Genomic DNA, 17,632 nt, shown 5'->3' with positions numbered 1-17,632 from the left:
GTTTTACCTGGCTCGGCGCTCTGGGTGCACTTCGCGTGATTCGAGTCTGCGCCGCGGCCCAACGCCCCGACCATGTCCGATCTGCCATCTTTCCCACAAAAAGCGACACAATGGATAGATGGCGCAGGCTATGGGGCCCCGTGAGATCGTGATCGTCGTCTTCGACGGGATGAAGTTGCTGGACGCCGCCGGGCCCGCCGAGGTCTTCGCCGAGGCCAACCGGTTCGGCGCCCACTACCGCCTCCGGATCGCCTCGGTCGACGGCGCCGACGTCACGACCTCGATCGGCACGGAGTTCGCGGCGACCGATCGAATCGCCGAGATCGATGGCGTGGATACCGTATTGGTCTCCGGTGGAGATAATCTCGTGGGCCGGCCGATCGATCCGGGTCTGGTGGAAGCGTTGCGCGACCTACCGACGCGGACCCGGCGGCTGGCGTCGATCTGCACCGGGTCCTTCCTTCTGGCCGAGGCCGGACTGCTCGACGGCCGCCGGGCCACCACCCACTGGCGGCACGCACGGCTGCTGGCACTCGCGTATCCCACGATCTCGGTCGAGCCTGACGCGATCTTCGTCCGGGACGGCAACATCTACACCTCAGCGGGGGTGTCGGCGGGCATCGACCTGGCATTGGCGCTGGTGGAATCGGATTGCGGAGCCGACCTGGTGCGCGACGTGGCACGGTCACTGGTGGTGTATCTCAAGCGCGCGGGCGGCCAGTCGCAGTTCTCCAGGTTGGTCGAGTCAGACGCGCCGGCAGAGTCGACATTGCGTAGGGTCACCGACGCGATAGCGGCTGACCCGACTGCCGACCACAGCGTGAAAAGCCTTGCGGCACTGGCCTCGTTGAGCACACGACAACTCACCCGGCTGTTTCAGGCGGAGCTCGGCACCACCCCGGCGCGCTACGTCGAAACGGTTCGGATCGACGCCGCACGAGCAGCCCTCGATGCAGGTCGCCACGTCGGAGAAACCGCCCGCCTGGCCGGGTTCGGGAGCGCCGAGACCCTACGAAGGGTGTTCGTCAACCACCTCGGCGTGTCACCGAGGGCCTACCGCGACCGGTTCCGCACCACGTCCGGCAGCTGAGCCCGCGCTCAGACCCAGCGCGGGAGTTCCTTTCCGATCAGCGGTGCGATCTTGTCCGCCATGTAGGCGTGGCCGGCGTCCGTCGGGTGAATACCGTCGGCCCCGATCAACTCCGGGTTGTCGAAGAACCATCGCTCCGCGATCGGATCGACGAACGTCGCCCCTACCTGCCGGGCCTGATCCCGCAGGATGTCACGCACACCGAGCAGATTCGGCGGAACCTCCGCGTTCACCCACGGTGGCCCGATCACCAGCATCCGGGCCGTCGGCGCGGACTGACGTGCCGTCGTCAGGGCGTCGTGGCTCAACCGGGTGACCACACCCAGATCGGCGTCCTTGTCGTTGCGCGACCCGAAGAAGACAATCAACGCGTCGTCGGGCTGTACCGCCCTCGGTGTCAGGTCGGCGAAGACGCTGCCGTGGTTTCCACGTGCCTCATAGCCGGCGCCGCCCTCGGCCACCACATCGGCGTCCACCTGCACACCGCGTTGCGCCAGTTTCTGCCAGGCCAGCGGCGCCCAGTTCCTGGGTCCCATGCCGCCCTCGGCGAGCATGCCCGTGGTGTAGGAGTCCCCGATCACCGCGATGTGGTTGATCTGGGGATCTAGGCCCGAGGTGACGTAGCGCTGCTGAGGAGGCTGCGCGAAAAGCCCGACCGTGAGGCCGAGTGAGACGATGAAAGTGGTCAGACGACCCACTGCAACCTCCACTGCCGGCGAGACCCAATTCGTCCCGGACCGCGATACCGAGACAGCCTAAGGTGTGAGCCTGGGCCGTAGATAGGCGGCCGGTGACACAGCGATAACAAGGGCATAACAACCTGTCGCGCAGCGAGTTTGGATGGTTACAACGGTCAGCCCGCGCGGGCCGAAACCTCGTCCGACCGGTCTGCGGACTCGGTGTCGATCCGGTGCAGTTTCTTGTTCGTCTGCTCGACCGGCCGGATGTCGACCATCCTGCGCATCCAGCGTCGGGCCGGCTCCTCCACGAGGTGGTACAGCGCGATTGCGCCCACCACGGCTATCGCGAACAGACCGAGAAGCGTCGCCTTACCCGAAAGCGTGGGTGTCAGGGTCAGTTCGAATTGCCTGGTGGTCCAGATCCAGGCGGTATGGACCAACTCGTGCACCATGTACAGACCGAACGAGATTTGTCCGCCGTAGACCAGAAGCCGGGTGGACAGCAATGCCGGCAGGCTCCCGACGCCGACCGCCAGCGCGACAACCTGCGGGACGAAGAGGATGTCGACCATGCCGCCGGCATCGCCGACCGTGTTCAACGGGTGCTTGTCGAAGAAGTACAGTCCGCCGACGATGGCGGCACCCAACAAGATCGAGAGGTAGCCCGCACCCTTCTGGGTCCGATCCGTCAGATGCAGTTTGCGAACCGCCGCACATGCCAGCGCACCGGCGGTGAACTGCATGACGATGCGGGGCAGCCAGCTCCACGGGGTGTAGAAGTGGCCGGTGGCCATCAAGAGCACGACCGGCGGCACCGCGGCGGCGATGGCCAGCAGGACCAGACTTCGCGCCCGGGTGGCGCGGGCGATCCGGAAGATGACCAGGATCAGCGCTCCGAACAGCAGGTAGGCCAACCACTCGGCGCTGATCGACCATGCCGGCCCATCCCAGCTCGAGCCGTCGAAGTAGGGCTGGAACCACAGTTGGACCAGGAACAGCTGCCGGAAATAGCTGACGGCGTTGTAGCCACTCGTGTCCTCAGGTGGGATATGCCCGACGTTGAGGGTGAAGATCAGCCACAGTGCAGCCAGGTGCAGCGTGACGAGGTACACCGGCCACACCCGGGACAACCGCAGCCACAAGAAGTGCAGCGTGGCCCGCGTGGACCAGGTCGGCCCCATCCGGTCGATGTAGTTCCAGGTCAGGACGAATCCGCTGAGGATGAAGAACAGGTCGACGCCCTGTGCGCCGCGGTCGAGGACGGGGGCGAGCGCTTCGGTGACGTCAGGGGCCACCTGGTAGAGCAGGGGCCGGAAGTGGAAGAGAACCACCCACACCGCTGCAACGATGCGCAGTCCCGTCAGGGCCTTGATCTCTGCGCCGCGCACTACACCCTTTTCCGTATCCACTGAGCTGATCCGTCACGCTTCCGCCGCGGCTGGCCGGGCGGATCGGCCCGCGATTCGCGCAACCGGCAGCTCTCGCAGACTAGCAGCGTGCCGTTGCAGAGCTTGGTCCCCGCGCGGTGCGCACTTCCCGGGGGACACGACCGGGTGCGCGAATACCAGCTTGGGTGATCTTGTGCAGCAACGCATCTGCCGACGCCGGCACGGTCGCTGGATCGGCGTGGTCAGCGACCACGCGGCGTGTCCGATTCCTGGCAGCCCGCTCAGCCGGCCGATAGGCTCGGGTTACGTGATCTCCCGGGAGGTTTGAGATGTCCAGCATCATCGGCCGCTGCGCCGCCGGCGTCGGCGCGGTATTGGCGCCGTTCGGTCTCATGGCAGCGGTTACGGTCGCCACACCGGCAGTCAGCTGGGCCGACTGTGGGGCCGGAGAATGGTGGGATCCGGTGGCGAATGTGTGCCGCCCGCCGGTCGTGCCACTGGAGTGCGAGAACGGCGCGTGGTGGGACCCGGTTGCCAATACGTGTCGCCCGCCGGTGGTGTCGCCACCGCCGATGTGTGACAACGGCTGGTGGTGGGACCCGGTCGGCAATGCCTGCCGGCCGCCGTTGCTCCCCGGCTGATCACCGGTGCCGAGCCGTCAGGGCATCGGCACCGACGACCCGTCATAGTTGCGGGCGTTGTTGTTCAAGGTGTCCATCCACGAGCGCAGCTTGGCGCCACCGACCAGCGCCGGGATGGCGCCGTTGGCCGGGGTGTCGGGGACCGCGTCGGTTGGCTGCCACGCCTGGCAACCACTGGTCTTGAACGCCTTGTCGGTGGCCTCGATCGTGATGACCTGTGGCTTCTTGCTGAACGCGTTGTCGATGATGTCGCCGCCGTGCAGATCGGCCATGCGCTTCCAGTAGCAGGTACCGCCCTCGACCGGCCCGGCCGAGGCGTAGTTGCCCGGCTGGATATCGGTACCGACCATGAAGAGGCCGTCGTGGTCGATCGCCTTCCCGCCGGCAGGGGCCGCGGGGGCCGCTTCGGCGGGACCCGGCGGAGGGCCGGGCGCGGCAACAGGACCCGGAGGTGGGCCCGGCGCGGGTACGGGGGCCGGCGCGTCCGGATCGGCGCTGGCGATGCCACTGAATGCCCCACCTGCAGACACCACCAGGGCGGCGGCGAGGATCACGGCTCTCATCGGCTTCATGAAAACCCAGCGTACCGGGTACAGCAGAGTGGTCGGGCGCCCTTGGGCCGAGGTCTGCGTCGGCCAAACCCGCCGACGTGATCTGTGGCACGCTCGCGGTGTGGAGCCTGCGCGTCCCGATCCCGATGCACCCCACCTGGCCGATGTGGTCCCGTCGGTGCTTACCGCGATGGGCGCGCCGGGATTCGATGCGCGGATCAGCTGGCCCGGCCCCATCCGCGGAGCATGCGTTCTGCTGATCGACGGACTCGGCGCCGACCTGCTGGCCGCCCATGCCGCCGATGCGCCGGTCCTCACCGCCATGTCGGACCGGGCGGCCAATCGGACACTGCACGTCGGGTTCCCGTCCACCACGGCGGCGGGATTGGCGGCGATCGGCACCGGCTACCGCTCGGGTGAGCACGGATTTGTCGGCTACTCGTTCCGGGTGCCCGAGGCCGGACCGGAATTCGATGTGATCAACGCGCTGCGGTGGCGCCCCCATCCGTGGGGACCCGATCTTCGAGACCGCGTGGTGCCCGAACAGATCCAGCCGTTACCCACCACATTCGAACGGGCCGGGGACGCCGGGTTCGAGGTCTCGGTCGTATCGGGCGCCGAACACGCCACTTCCGGACTGACCCGGGCGCTGTTGCGTGGCGGGCGTTACGTCGGCGTGCATGCCCTCGGCGATCTCGCTGCCGAGATCATCGCGGCCGTCGCGGGCAGCGGCTTCTGTTACGGATACCACGCCGACCTCGACTTGACGGGCCACCTGCACGGGCCCGGCTCCCCGGCCTGGCGGATGCAGTTGCGGCAGGTCGACCGGCTGGTGGAATCGGTGCTCGAAGCCTTGCCGTCGGAGTGCCTGCTGACCGTGGTCGCCGACCACGGCATGGTCACAGTGGACCCGGCGGCCGCGGTGGACATCGACGAGTGCGATCCGCTCCGCGACGGGGTGGTCGCCGTCGGTGGCGAAGCCCGCGCCCGGCACGTCTACACCGCCGCCGGTGCGGCCGACGACGTTCTCACCGCATGGCGCACCACCCTGGCAGATTCGGCGTGGGTGATGTCTCGGGAGGAGGCCATCGCGACGGGTTGGTTCGGACCTCGGGTACGTGACGACGTCCGGCCCCGAATCGGTGATGTCGTGGCTGCCGCGCGCGGCTCAGCCGCGTTGCTGAGACGCCATGCCGAACCTCTGGAGTCGGCATTGATCGGCCATCACGGTTCGCTGACACACGCCGAGCAATACGTCCCGCTGCTGTCGGCGATCGGCTGAGCGAACCGCACACCCGAAACAGGCTTAGATGGGCTAAGATTCACCGCATGAAGCTTGCAGGGCTGGCAGTGATCGGTGCCGCGGCGGCAATCGCCTTCGCCGCTCCCGCACATGCCGAGATTGATACTGATTTCGCCAATGAGCTGCACACATTCGGTATCTACGGGCAGCGTGACTACAACGCCTGGATCGCCAAGATCATGTGCAAGCGGTTGCACAACGGGGTCGATCACACCGCCCAGGACTCGGTCGGTTTCGTGAAGAAGCAACTGGCCAAGGACAGCACCGACGCCCAGGCCTGGCAGTTCACCGGCACCGCCATCAATTACTACTGCGTCGATCAGCGCGGCGTTTACGAGCAGGCCGCGCACTAACCGACTTTGGGAGCGACATGTCCAACCGCACGAGCGTCAAAAACCTCTTCCACACCGGCGTAGCCACCTGCGCCGTCGCCGCCAGCCTTGCCGGAGCCGGTATCGCCGGAGCCGACGCCACCGACGACTACCCGATCCCCAACCGGATCCTGCGCACCCCCTGCACCGCCGAACAGATCATGGCCGCCGCCCGCGACGTCGAACCGGTCTACTACGAGCGCTACATGATCGACTACAACAACAAACCCGTCGCCGATCAGCAAGGCGCCCAGGACCGCATCCACTGGTTCTTCTCCATGGACTACGCCGGCCGCCGCCAATACTCCGAGAACACCGCCACCAACGCCTTCTTCGAGAACATGGCCTGGCGCTGGCCGAACTGGGCCAAGCTCTTCTTCAACAACAAGGGCGTCGCCGCCAACACCACCGACGTCTGCCAGAACTACCCACCCAACGACATGTCGGTCTGGGACTGGCACTGACGGAACTCCCCTCGGGCTGGGCACCTCCGCCGACACGGCGGCGAGGCCCAGCCCGATTCCGTTAGCTCCATCACAATCAGTATCCCGGCGACACCCGACAGCGCAGCTGGTACGCGGCGAAAATGCTGCCTGACCACTGACTACGCGCCCGTAGGCGGAGTCCGAAGTTCACCGACGGCAGCTCAGGACCGCGGGTGCCGAATCACAGCTGTGTCACCGTTTTGCCACTCATTTAAATAGGCTAATATCTCGCTAAGTTTTTAGTTAGCCATTCGGCTAGACAGCGAGACGTATCGAGGTGAACATGGTGCACGGGTGCTCCCCCATCGACTGCCGTGCCGCCGGCCTGGCCACGGTGCCTCGCCGCCTCGACACCCAATTTGCCCACAACCGACGGACCGGTGCCATTTAACGATGACCAACGCGACGAAAACCTCTCGCCGGAAACTGTTTTCGCTTTCTGGCCTGGCCAAGAAGTTCTGGATCCCCCTGATCATCGTGGTGGTGGTGGTGGTCGGCGGATTCACGGTGATGCGGGTGCGCACGTTCTTCGGCGCAGGCGACGGCTCCGGTATGGCCAGCGCGAAGGTCGATGACACCAAGCCCTTCGACCCCAAGGTCGTGGTCTATGAGATCTACGGCGTGCCCGGTGCCACTGCGGACGTGAACTACCTCGATCTCGACGCCCAGCCCCAGCGCATCGACGGGGTCACCCTGCCCTGGACGCTGCGCCTGGAGTCCACCGCCCCGTCGGTGTTCCCCAACATCGTCGCCCAGGGCAACGGCGACACGATCGGCTGCCGGATCACCGTCGATGACGAACTCAAGGACGAGAGAACCTCCAACGGCGTGAACGCCCAGACCTTCTGCTTGGTGAAATCTGCATGAGCACCCACGACGCCCCGACCGACGCCATCCCGGTCACCGGGCCGAGGCCGGCCCAGCACGGTGGGATCGCCAAGTGGATCCGGCGCCTGGCGGTGCCGATCATCCTCGGCTGGATCGTCCTCATCGGCATCCTGAACACGGTCGTGCCCCAGCTCGAAGAGGTGGGCAAGATGCGGTCGGTGTCGATGAGCCCCGACCAGGCGTCATCGATGATCGCGATGAAGCGCGTCGGCGAGGTGTTCCAGGAGTTCAAGTCCAACAGCTCGGTCATGGTCGTGCTCGAGGGCGACGAGCCCTTGGACATCAAAGCGCACGATTTCTACGACGAGGTCGTCGCCAAGCTCGAGGCCGACAAGTTGCACGTCGAGCACGTCCAGGATTTCTGGGGCGACCCGCTGACCGCGTCGGGTGCCCAGAGCTCCGACGGCAAAGCCTCCTACGTGCAGGTCTACACCGCCGGTAATCAGGGCGAGGCACTGGCCAACGAATCGGTCGAGGCCGTCCAGAAGATCGTCGAGAGCGTCACTCCGCCGCCGGGCGTCAAGGCCTACGTGACCGGCCCGGCCGCACTGGCCGCCGACCAGCACATTGCCGGTGACCGCAGCGTGCAAGTCATCGAGGCACTGACCTTCACGGTCATTATCATCATGCTGCTGCTGGTCTACCGCTCCATCATCACGGTGATCCTCACGCTGGTCATGGTGGTGCTCTCACTCTCAGCGGCCCGCGGCGTCGTTGCCGCACTGGGCTACTACGACATCATCGGGCTCTCGACGTTCGCCACCAACCTGTTGGTGACACTGGCCATCGCCGCCTCGACTGACTACGCAATCTTCCTGATAGGGCGATATCAGGAAGCCCGAAGTGTCGGCGAAGACCGCGAGCAGTCGTACTACACGATGTTCCACGGCACCGCCCACGTGGTGCTTGGCTCAGGCCTGACCATCGCCGGCGCCACGCTGTGTCTGCACTTCACCAACCTTCCGTACTTCCAGTCACTGGGCTTCCCCTTGGCCATCGGCATGGTCACCGGCGTCCTCGCCGCGCTGACTCTGGGACCGGCCATCATCTCGGTGGCCAGCCGGTTCGGTAAGACGCTGGAACCCAAGCGGGCAATGCGCACCCGCGGCTGGCGCAAGATCGGTGCGGCCGTGGTGCGCTGGCCCGGCCCGATCCTGATCGCCACCATCGCGCTGTCGCTGATCGGCCTGCTGACCCTGCCCGGGTACAAGACCAATTACAACGACCGCAAGTACCTGCCGGCAGATCTGCCGGCCAACACCGGGTACGCCGCCTCCGACCGCCACTTCTCGCAGGCCCGGATGAACCCCGAGTTGCTGCTCATCGAAAGCGACCACGATCTGCGCAACTCGGCGGATTTCCTGGTGATCGACCGAATCGCCAAGCGAATCTTCGGTGTGCCCGGCATTTCTCGGGTCCAGGCCATCACGCGCCCGCAGGGAACGCCGATCGAGCACACCTCGATCCCGTTCCAGATCAGCATGCAGGGCACCACCCAGATGATGAACATGAAATACATGCAGGACCGCATGAAGGACATGTTGAAGATGGCCGACGAGATGCAGACGACGGTCACCACCATGGAGCAGATGCTCACACTGGTCAAGCAGATGTCCGACACCACGCACAGCATGGTCGGAAAGATGCACGCCATGGTCCTCGATGTGGCCGAAATGCGGGACCACATCGCCGATTTCGATGACTTCTTCCGGCCGATCCGCAACTACCTGTACTGGGAACCGCACTGCTTCGACATTCCGATGTGCTGGTCGATGCGCTCGATCTTCGACACGCTTGACGGCATCGACACCATGACCGACGACATCCAGAAGTTGATGCCGGACATGGACCGTCTCGATGAGCTCATGCCACAGATGCTCACGATCATGCCGCCGATGATCGCGACGATGAAGAACATGAAGAACATGATGCTGACCATGCAGGCCACCATGGGCGGGCTGCAGGATCAGATGGAAGCGATGATGAAGGACCAGACGGCCATGGGCCAGGCGTTCGATGCTTCCAAGAACGACGACTCGTTCTATCTGCCGCCGGAAACCTTCGACAATCCGGACTTCAAGCGCGGCATGAAGATGTTCCTGTCCCCCGACGGGCACGCGGTGCGGTTCATCATCAGCCATGAGGGCGATCCGATGAGCCCCGAAGGGATCTCCCACATCAATGCGATCAAGCAGGCCGCCAAGGAGTCCATCAAGGGCACTCCGCTGGAGGGCTCCAAGATCTACCTCGGCGGCACCGCGGCCACCTTCAAGGACATGCAGGAAGGCGCCAACTACGACCTGTTGATCGCCGGGATCGCTGCGCTGTGCCTGATTTTCATCATCATGCTGATCCTGACCCGAAGCGTCGTCGCCGCCGCGGTGATCGTCGGCACCGTGGTGCTGTCCCTCGGCGCATCATTCGGTCTGTCGGTGCTCATCTGGCAACACCTGATCGGACTGGAACTGCACTGGATGGTGCTGGCCATGGCGGTCATCGTGCTGCTGGCCGTCGGCGCGGACTACAACCTGCTGCTGGTCTCCCGGTTCAAAGAGGAGATACACGCCGGGCTCAACACCGGCATCATCCGCGCCATGGGCGGCACCGGCTCGGTGGTCACCTCGGCGGGCCTGGTGTTCGCCTTCACCATGATGTCGATGGCGATCAGCGAGCTGGCCGTGATCGGTCAGGTCGGCACCACGATCGGCCTGGGCCTGCTGTTCGACACCCTGGTCATCCGCTCGTTCATGACCCCGTCGATCGCGGCCCTGATGGGCAAGTGGTTCTGGTGGCCACAGCGGGTGCGTCAGCGGCCCCTGCCGGCACCGTGGCCGACTCCCGTCCAGCGCGACCCGCAGGACTCACTCGTCTAGGAGGCCTGCTCCAGTCCGGACTTCAGGCTGGACAGCTTGACCGGCCAACCGTGCGAGATCATCTCCCGCACGGTGCCGGCGGGGTCGAAACCGTCGTGGGTCACCGTGACCTTGACCCGGTCCCCAACCGGCTCGATGTCGAACGACACCCGCGACCGCGGCTCCGCCGCCGCCTTGGCGATGTCCTCCTGACTCAGGTCCGGGGCGATTTGTCCCAGTTCGGGTGTGAATGTGTGGAACGTGAAGGCCAACCGCTGATAGGGATCGGACTCGACGATCACCTGCTCGGGGTCGTCGATCCGTAGCCCGTCTTCGACCCAGGTGTAGGTCGATCCCTTCTGCCATTCCGATTCGATGGCGTGTCCCATGAAGCCGCGGGAGAACACCGGATTGGTTATCGCCTGCCACAGCCTTTCCGGGGTGGTGAGGATGTACGTGGTGTACACGAACTCGCCGGGCAGGGCAGGGCTCTCCAACACCGTCTTGAGGTCAGCAAGGGTCTGCACCCTCGTCGAGTCGTAGCGGTCGATCCAGCGCTCGGCGATGGCATTGATCGGCTCAGCATTGAGGTAGTGCAATTTTTCCCGACCCTGACGCAGCGTCGTGACGAGGTTGGCCGCCTCCAGCACCGCCAGATGCTTGCTGACCGACTGCCGGGCCATAGACAGGCCGCTACAGAGCTCTCGCAGGCTCTGGCCGTTGGTGTGGTTGAGGCGGTCCAGCAGCAGCCGCCGATTAGGGTCCGCCAGTGCTTTGAAGACCTCGTCCACCCTCGCCATCCCGTCATACGCAGCCGCTCGGCTGCCCCATGCGATTATGCAGCTAATCGGCTGCATGTCCAAGCCTCACCGGCCCGGGCGGACGTATCAGAACCGTGCGCCAGCCCGCCGGATCGCAGGCGCCCAGCCACCGCCAGGAGGAGCCGACGTTGCCAAAATCGCACACCTGCGTCTAGTCAGCATTAGAGAACACCACACTGGGCCCCGTCGGCAGCGCCGACGGGGCCCCACATCGCACGCGCGCCCGGTTGAGGTCCGAAATACCCTTGACGTCAAGGCAATTCGAGATTCCGACCGGCCGAACCAGTTGGGATGACAGACCACGGATCACCGGACAAGCCCAGTGTCACAGCACTATTGGCGATAGTTCGATATGGCGATAGGCCACCGGCGACACGCCCGTCGCCCGCAACGGAATTAGCCCCGCAGACAACCACACTCAATCCCACAGCAGGTGAAGCAGTCCATATACAACACCCGTTGTGAACGGAGTCACATATTTTGCCCGCTCAAAATCGGCTCTGCTAGCGTCCCGCCGCATGTTTGCTATCGCGACGCTTATGGCGCTTGTCCAGCAGGTTTCGGGCACGCCGTACATCTCGGGTGGAGACTCGCCGGCCGGCACAGACTGCTCTGGCCTGGCTTCCTGGGTCAGCAATATGGCGACCGGCCGTCCGGTCTACGGCGACCGGTTCAACACCGGTAACCAGGAGCGTGCACTCCTGGCCCGTGGCTTCAAGTACGGCACACAGCCCGGCGCCCTGGTGATCGGCTGGAACGGCGGCCACACCGCCGTGACCCTGCCGGACGGCACGCCGGTGTCCTCGGGCGAGGGCGGCCACGGCGTGAAGGTCGGTGGCGGCGGCGCCTACCAGCGCCAGTTCAACCACCACATGTACCTCCCCGTGGCGGCAGGCGAGCCACAGGAGGCGCCTGCGGACGCACCCATGGACCCCTTCGCGCCCCCGCCGCCCCCGCCGATCGACCCCATGGCCGCCCCGGCACCCATGGACCCCTTCGCACCGCCGCCGCCCCCGCCGATCGATCCGATGGCCGCCCCGGCACCGATGGACCCGTTCGCGCCGCCCCCGCCGGCCGATGCAATGCCACCAGCGGCACCGATGGACGGTCCGGCACCGATCGTGCTGGATGTCCCGCCCCCACCGGCACCCCCGGCCCCCGACGAGCCGGCGCCGATCGCCATCTGACATCACACCGGTCGGTGGTGAGCGAACCGCAGACATTCGGCTAGCGTCTGGATGTGCTCGTGCTGCTTCCACCGTCGGAGACCAAACGCACCGGCGGGGACGGCCCGCCGGTGCGTTTGGACATTCTGAGCTCGCCAGAGCTCACCCCACTCCGCCAGTCACTGATCGACGAACTGATCGAGCTCGCCGCTGATCAGCCCGCGTGCCGCAGGGCTCTGGCTATCTCCGCCGGCCAAGACGCCGAGATCGAACGCAACGCGGCACTCCGACAGGCGCCCACGATGCCGGCCATCGAGCGATACACCGGGGTGCTCTACGACGCCCTCGACGTCGGATCGCTGCGCGGTGCGGCCGCCGACCGGGCTCGCACCCGGCTTGCCGTCGGATCCGCGCTGTTCGGTCTACTCCGTGCCGACGATCCGGTGCCCGCCTACCGGTTGTCCGCCTCGTCCAAACTGCCGGGACAGCCCGGCCTGGCCAAACGTTGGCGCCCGCTGCTGGAGCCCGTACTGGCCGACCTGTCAGCCCGCGAGTTGATCGTCGATCTGCGATCCGGGTCATACGCCGGTCTGGGCCGACTACCCGGTGCGGTGCGGGTCCAGGTCCTGGCCGAACGCGCTGACGGGCAACGCACCGTGGTCAGCCACTTCAACAAGGCCCACAAAGGCCACCTGGCCCGTGCACTGGTCAGCTCCCGAAGCGAACCCGACAACGCCGCCGGCGTCGCGGCCGTGGCCCGCCGCGCCGGGATGAATGTGGAGCGCGACGGCGACGAGCTCACCGTCGTGGTGCCGGCCTGACGGCTCGCCGTCTCAGGCTGCCTCGAACGGCTCGCCGTCCAAAGCCACCGAGGGCCGGCCGTCCGGACCCCTCGGCACATCCCCCACCAACGTCACGCGATACAACCGACGGTCGTACTCACCGGTGAGATCTGACGGTGCCAGATGCACTGTCGAGCGGTTGTCCCAGAACGCGATGCTGCCCGGCTCCCATTTGAACCGCACGGTGTACTCCGGACGAACCAGCTCGTCGTAGAACAAACCGAGAAGGCGGCGACTCTCGTGCGGCGACACATCCACGATATGGCTGGTGAATCCCGGGTTGACGTAGAGCGCACGCTCTCCGGTCTCCGGATGCACCCGCACCACCGGATGCTCGGTCAGCAGCGGACGGCGGTCCACCCGGCGCTGATAGTCCTCGGTCGCCGTCGCGCCGTCCGGTGGCGCGAAACGGTGCACCGCCCGCAGTCCGTCGGCGAGCCTCTGCAACGGCGCCGACAGCCCGGCGTACGCCGCGACGGTGTTCGCCCACTGGGTGTCACCGCCGTAGGGCGGGATCACCTCGGCCCGAAGTATCGACGCGGCAGGCGGATTCACCGCCGCGGTGACGTCGGCATGCCAGTTCGCCTTGTCGTAACCGCGGCTGGTGCCGTAACGGGACTTGAACCGGTCAGCGAAGATGGGATAGATCGTCGGGTAATCCGGGTCCGGGATGGAATCGAACAGCGGATGGGCGGGGGTCGGAGAGCCGAAAGCCCGAGCCAACCGAAGATGATCATCGTGGCCGATGAACTGATCGCGGAAGAACACCACTTTCCATTTGAGCAGCGCAGCACGGATTTCGGCGACGTGTTCATCGAGTAACGGTGCGGTGAGGTCGATTCCGTGGATCTCGGCGCCGATCCAGCCGGACTGTGGTCGGACACTCAGTGCGGATGCCAGTTGTGTCATCGATGTTCCTCTCGGTTCTATCTATTTGGGGCCGCTACGATTTCAGCGATTTCGGTGTGACACCGTCGAGTTCGTTCTGGGCTCTGACGATGTCGTTGTAACGCCCGTCGACATAGGGCTTGACGTCAATGCGGCCCTTGATCGTTCCGGTCTCGTGCAGGCCGTCGGCAACGGACTGGAACAGCGCCGTGGACTCCGCATCGATCGGGTAGTACGAGGCCACCCCGTCCTCGTCGTAGAGCTTCCTGCCCTGGTCGGAGGCAATGCCCTGAACCTTGACGTAGTACTCGTCGATCCACTCGTCGGCGTGGGTGTCCTTCCAGTTGTTGGCCGCGACCGACCTTCCGACATAGTCGCCGATCGCCGCCGCCTTGGCGGGATCGTCGAGCACGTCCCTTCGCACGATCAGTGTCTGGATGCCGGTGTTGATGCCCTTGCCATCACCGAGGATCGGCGGCTCACCCAACTGGTAGTACTGATTGCCCAACACGATGGCCGCATCGACGGCTCCGGCGGCGAACGTCGGGACCACCTCTGCCCCAGCCAGTTCCACCGGCTGAACGTCGGTACGCAGATCCAGGCCATGGCGCTTGAGCAGCCCGGCGGTCACCATGTGCCGGCCCGACCCAGGCGGGTAGGCCACCCGCCTACCACGGAGATCCTCGATCGTCCTGACTCCGCTGTCGGGTCGGGCCACCAGGTAATAGCCACCGCTGGTGCCCGGATTCGCCTGCAGCCCAACGGTCACCAGGTCCGTGACGCCGCTGTCCACCGCGATGGGTATCGGCGCTTCGCCGACGGATCCGATATCTGCTGCCCCCGAACGCAGTGCCTCGATGACCGCGGCTCCACCGCTGAAATCGGCGAAATCCACCGTGTAGGGAGTTCCCTGGCCGGCGTTGGCCAGATTCCAGGGCAGCGACTGTGTCCCGTTCTGCTCGGCGACGACGAGCTTGATGCCGGCCGGCACCTCGGTCTTGGCCGCGATCTTCACCGTGTCGATGGCGCCGCCGGACTCGTCGTCGGACAACCCGCACGCGCTCAGCAGCAACGGAACCAACAACACGAAGGACCGCAATCGAGCTCCACCAAAGGGCATCTGATCATTCCTTGTCTTCGGACACACCGAGTTCGGAAAGCAATTGCTTTCGCAGCGTGGTGAATTCGTGGGTGTCACGGGCTCGGGGTTTGGGCACCGTGACGTCGACGTCGAGAGAGATGACGCCGTCGGTCAGCACGATCACGCGGTCGGCGAGCAGGATCGCTTCATCGACGTCGTGGGTGACCAACAGGACCGCCGGAGTGTGCCTGCGGTACAGGTCCATCAGCAGGCCGTGCATCCTGATCCGCGTGAGCGCGTCGAGTGCACCGAACGGTTCGTCGAGCAGCAGCAGTTGCGGCTCACGCACCAGGGCCCGGGCGAGCGCGACCCGCTGAGCCTCTCCTCCGGACAACGTGCGCGGCCACGCCTTTGCCTTGTCGGCCAGATTGACCTCGCCCAGCGCCGCCAGCGCGCGCCGTTGTACCGCGCCGCCGGCGGGCAATCCGATCGTCACGTTCGCCAGCACCCGCTGCCAGGGCAGCAACCGGGAATCCTGGAACACGATCGCCCGTCGGCCGGGTACCCGGAGATATCCACCCACATCACTGTCGAGCGCGCCCAGTGCCCGCAGGAACGTGCTCTTGCCGGAACCGCTGCGGCCCAACAGCGCAACGAATTCGCCGGCCCGGATCTCCAGATCGAGTCCGTCGATGATGACGTTGTCCCCGAACCGCTTCCGGACGTCACGGGCGATCACTACCGACGGGGCACCGGCAGTGGATGCCGGCGTGTCAGTCTCCGTCATAGGCCCGCCGCCAGGTGAGCAAACGGCCTTCGAGAAACCGGACCACCAGAATCGAGATGAGGCCGAGCATCGCGTACACCGCAATCAACACGAACACGATGTCGATCTGGAAGTACTCGCGGGCGTCGGTCATCATCCGGCCCAGACCTTTCTTGGCGTTGATCGTCTCGGCGAAGATCAACGACAACCAGGAGGCCGTCAGCGCCAGCCGCAGGCCGATCAGAAATCCCGGCAGCGATCCGGGAATGATGACCCGGTAGATCATTTCGCCGCGGCCCGCACCGAAGGATCTGGCGGCCTCGACGAGCGTCGCATCGACACTGCGGATCGCGCTGAAGGTGTTGATGTAGATCGCCACGGCGACCGCGAGCGTGATCAGCAGGATCTTCGGCACCTCGCTGATGCCGAACCACACGATCAGCAGTGGCACCAGTGCGAAGTTCGGAACCGCGCGCAGCACTTCCATGTTGGCGTCGACGAAGTTCTCGCCGATGCGGGACAGCCCGGAGATCAGTGCCAGCCCCAGTCCGAGCACGATGCCGAACGCCAGGCCGTATCCGACACGCAGCAGGCTGGCGGTCAGGTGTTCCTGAAAGGTTCCGTCGGCGATCAGCGTCCATGCCGTAGCGAGTATCCGGGCCGGCGGGGGCACGGTGCGCTCGTCGAAGATGCCGACGGTGGAGAGCAGCTGCCACAGGCCGACAAGTAGGACAGGGCCCAGCAGCCGCTGCACCGAACGCGGCACCATCGGCTTACGCTGTGCCCTCCGGACCGCCGCCCGCGGATCGACGAGCCCGATCGGAGTATCGGTATGCGCGGCGCCGGGCGGCCGCGACAACAGGATGGACATCTCAGGCGGCGCCGAAGTAGTCGCCCGAAATGGACTCCGATGCAACACCATCGGGGCCCACCGGAATCTCACCCACCAGGGTGATGCGATGCAGCTCCCGCTCACCCTCGACATGTTCGAAGTCCCGCGGGGCCAGGTGCAGCACGGCCCGGTTGTCCCAGAACGCCACACTGCCCGGCTCCCACCTGAACCGCACCGAGTACTCGGGCCGGGCGATCTCCTCGAACAACAGATCCAGTAGGTGCCTGCCCTCCCGCGGCGAGAGATTGACGATCTCGCGGGTGAAGGACGGGTTGACGTAGAGAACCTTCTCCCCCGTCTCCGGGTGAACCCGGACCACCGGGTGGATCGTCGCGAGCGGATTGCTGCGCACCAGATCACCGATCTTCTCGGTGCTGCGTTCAGCCGGCGTCGTCGAACCGAAGCGGTGCTCGGCACGCAGTTCGTCCACGAGTCCCTGCACCGACGGCGACAGACCGGCATACACGGCAGCCACATTGGTGAACTGGGTGTCGCCGCCGTAGCCGGGCACACGCTCCGCCCGCAGTATCGAATGCGACGGCGGGTTGATCAGCGGGGTGACATCGGCATGCCACCCGGGGCCGTTCGGACTTTGCCGCTTGCGATATTTCGTGCCGTACCTGTGGTCGTAAGCGGCCGGGGACACCGTGTGGATCTGCGGGAATCCGGCTGGGGCAGAGTCGCCCTCGTAAGGATGGCCGGGCGTGACCTCGCCGAACTGGGCGCCGAACGCAATCTGCGATGCGTGGTCGAGGTCCTGCCCGCGGAAGAACACCACCTTCCACCGGTGCAGGGCTTCGCGGATCGCCGCTACCTGTTCGTGGGCCAGCGGCGCCGACAAGTCGGCCCCGTCGATCAAGGCGCCGGTGAATCCCGACAGCGGACTGATAGTGAGTTCCGTAGAAGTCATGGCCACACTCCCCTCGA

General features: G+C 65.6%; 18 protein-coding genes. 9 read left to right on the top strand and 9 right to left on the bottom strand.

Annotated elements, in window-relative coordinates; translation table 11 throughout:
- Positions 1–118 precede the first annotated feature (118 nt).
- Entirely contained in the window at positions 119–1,090 is a 972-nt protein-coding gene (locus tag ACZYZF_RS25975) for a GlxA family transcriptional regulator (RefSeq protein WP_463837207.1), read from the top strand.
- Positions 1,091–1,098: 8 nt separating this feature from the next.
- Here the strand turns inward: ACZYZF_RS25975 and ACZYZF_RS25970 are convergent, their stop codons facing one another.
- Positions 1,099–1,788 (bottom strand): Rv0518 family GDSL lipase, encoded by a 690-nt coding sequence (locus ACZYZF_RS25970; protein WP_463747919.1) that lies wholly within the window; start codon positions 1,786–1,788, stop codon positions 1,099–1,101.
- Between the two features lie 155 nt (positions 1,789–1,943).
- Positions 1,944–3,158 carry an acyltransferase family protein gene (locus ACZYZF_RS25965; RefSeq protein WP_463837333.1) on the bottom strand — a complete coding sequence of 405 codons (1,215 nt, stop codon included), beginning with the start codon at positions 3,156–3,158 and terminating at the stop codon, positions 1,944–1,946.
- Between the two features lie 329 nt (positions 3,159–3,487).
- Here ACZYZF_RS25965 and ACZYZF_RS25960 point away from each other — a divergent pair, with 329 nt between their 5' ends.
- Complete coding sequence (locus tag ACZYZF_RS25960; protein WP_463747918.1) at positions 3,488–3,799, top strand: hypothetical protein; 312 nt, start codon at positions 3,488–3,490, stop codon at positions 3,797–3,799.
- Positions 3,800–3,816: 17 nt separating this feature from the next.
- On the opposite strand, the gene ACZYZF_RS25955 is transcribed toward ACZYZF_RS25960, so the two are convergent.
- On the bottom strand, positions 3,817–4,371 hold the full coding sequence (locus tag ACZYZF_RS25955; protein ID WP_463747917.1) for a hypothetical protein: 555 nt from the start codon (positions 4,369–4,371) through the stop codon (positions 3,817–3,819).
- A gap of 100 nt (positions 4,372–4,471) precedes the next feature.
- Here ACZYZF_RS25955 and ACZYZF_RS25950 point away from each other — a divergent pair, with 100 nt between their 5' ends.
- The 5 genes from ACZYZF_RS25950 (at position 4,472) to ACZYZF_RS25930 (ending at position 10,270) form a co-directional block, all read left to right on the top strand.
- The gene (locus tag ACZYZF_RS25950; protein ID WP_463747916.1) at positions 4,472–5,632 is read left to right on the top strand and encodes an alkaline phosphatase family protein; all 1,161 of its coding nucleotides are present in this window, start codon (positions 4,472–4,474) and stop codon (positions 5,630–5,632) included.
- A gap of 47 nt (positions 5,633–5,679) precedes the next feature.
- Complete coding sequence (locus tag ACZYZF_RS25945; protein WP_463837206.1) at positions 5,680–6,006, top strand: DUF732 domain-containing protein; 327 nt, start codon at positions 5,680–5,682, stop codon at positions 6,004–6,006.
- A gap of 17 nt (positions 6,007–6,023) precedes the next feature.
- Complete coding sequence (locus ACZYZF_RS25940) at positions 6,024–6,488, top strand: DUF5078 domain-containing protein (RefSeq protein WP_463837205.1); 465 nt, start codon at positions 6,024–6,026, stop codon at positions 6,486–6,488.
- 414 nt (positions 6,489–6,902) lie between these two features.
- Positions 6,903–7,376, top strand: coding sequence for an MmpS family transport accessory protein (locus tag ACZYZF_RS25935; protein ID WP_463837204.1), 474 nt, complete (start codon positions 6,903–6,905; stop codon positions 7,374–7,376).
- The gene (locus tag ACZYZF_RS25930) at positions 7,373–10,270 is read left to right on the top strand and encodes an MMPL/RND family transporter (protein WP_463837203.1); all 2,898 of its coding nucleotides are present in this window, start codon (positions 7,373–7,375) and stop codon (positions 10,268–10,270) included. The genes ACZYZF_RS25935 and ACZYZF_RS25930 overlap by 4 nt, the downstream gene beginning before the upstream one ends.
- Here the strand turns inward: ACZYZF_RS25930 and ACZYZF_RS25925 are convergent.
- Positions 10,267–11,040, bottom strand: coding sequence for an ArsR/SmtB family transcription factor (locus ACZYZF_RS25925; RefSeq protein ID WP_463747899.1), 774 nt, complete (start codon positions 11,038–11,040; stop codon positions 10,267–10,269). The genes ACZYZF_RS25930 and ACZYZF_RS25925 overlap by 4 nt on opposite strands.
- 548 nt (positions 11,041–11,588) lie before the next feature.
- Between ACZYZF_RS25925 and ACZYZF_RS25920 the strand changes: the two genes are divergently transcribed.
- Together ACZYZF_RS25920 and yaaA are read left to right on the top strand one after the other, a co-directional pair.
- Entirely contained in the window at positions 11,589–12,257 is a 669-nt protein-coding gene (locus ACZYZF_RS25920) for a C40 family peptidase (RefSeq protein WP_463837202.1), read from the top strand.
- A gap of 53 nt (positions 12,258–12,310) precedes the next feature.
- A complete protein-coding gene (gene yaaA, locus ACZYZF_RS25915) occupies positions 12,311–13,057 on the top strand; it encodes a peroxide stress protein YaaA (RefSeq protein ID WP_463747897.1) in 747 nt (248 codons plus the stop codon).
- Between the two features lie 12 nt (positions 13,058–13,069).
- Here yaaA and ACZYZF_RS25910 read toward each other — a convergent pair whose 3' ends face one another.
- The 5 genes from ACZYZF_RS25910 to ACZYZF_RS25890 are packed head-to-tail and all read right to left on the bottom strand — an operon-like array spanning position 13,070 to position 17,615.
- The gene (locus ACZYZF_RS25910) at positions 13,070–13,987 is read right to left on the bottom strand and encodes a TauD/TfdA dioxygenase family protein (protein ID WP_463747896.1); all 918 of its coding nucleotides are present in this window, start codon (positions 13,985–13,987) and stop codon (positions 13,070–13,072) included.
- A gap of 34 nt (positions 13,988–14,021) precedes the next feature.
- Positions 14,022–15,086, bottom strand: a complete 1,065-nt coding sequence (locus ACZYZF_RS25905; RefSeq protein WP_463837200.1) for a PhnD/SsuA/transferrin family substrate-binding protein — start codon at positions 15,084–15,086, stop codon at positions 14,022–14,024.
- 4 nt (positions 15,087–15,090) lie between these two features.
- Positions 15,091–15,834 (bottom strand): ABC transporter ATP-binding protein, encoded by a 744-nt coding sequence (locus ACZYZF_RS25900; RefSeq protein ID WP_463837198.1) that lies wholly within the window; start codon positions 15,832–15,834, stop codon positions 15,091–15,093.
- Entirely contained in the window at positions 15,821–16,684 is an 864-nt protein-coding gene (locus ACZYZF_RS25895) for an ABC transporter permease (protein WP_463747893.1), read from the bottom strand. The genes ACZYZF_RS25900 and ACZYZF_RS25895 overlap by 14 nt, the downstream gene beginning before the upstream one ends.
- A gap of 1 nt (position 16,685) precedes the next feature.
- Positions 16,686–17,615 carry a TauD/TfdA dioxygenase family protein gene (locus tag ACZYZF_RS25890; RefSeq protein WP_463747892.1) on the bottom strand — a complete coding sequence of 310 codons (930 nt, stop codon included), beginning with the start codon at positions 17,613–17,615 and terminating at the stop codon, positions 16,686–16,688.
- Positions 17,616–17,632: the final 17 nt, after the last annotated feature.

It is taken from the genome of Mycobacterium sp. IDUB_24, from assembly GCF_055419385.1.
Note: the sequence above shows the minus strand (reverse complement) of the source record. Positions and strands in the feature narration are given on the sequence as shown.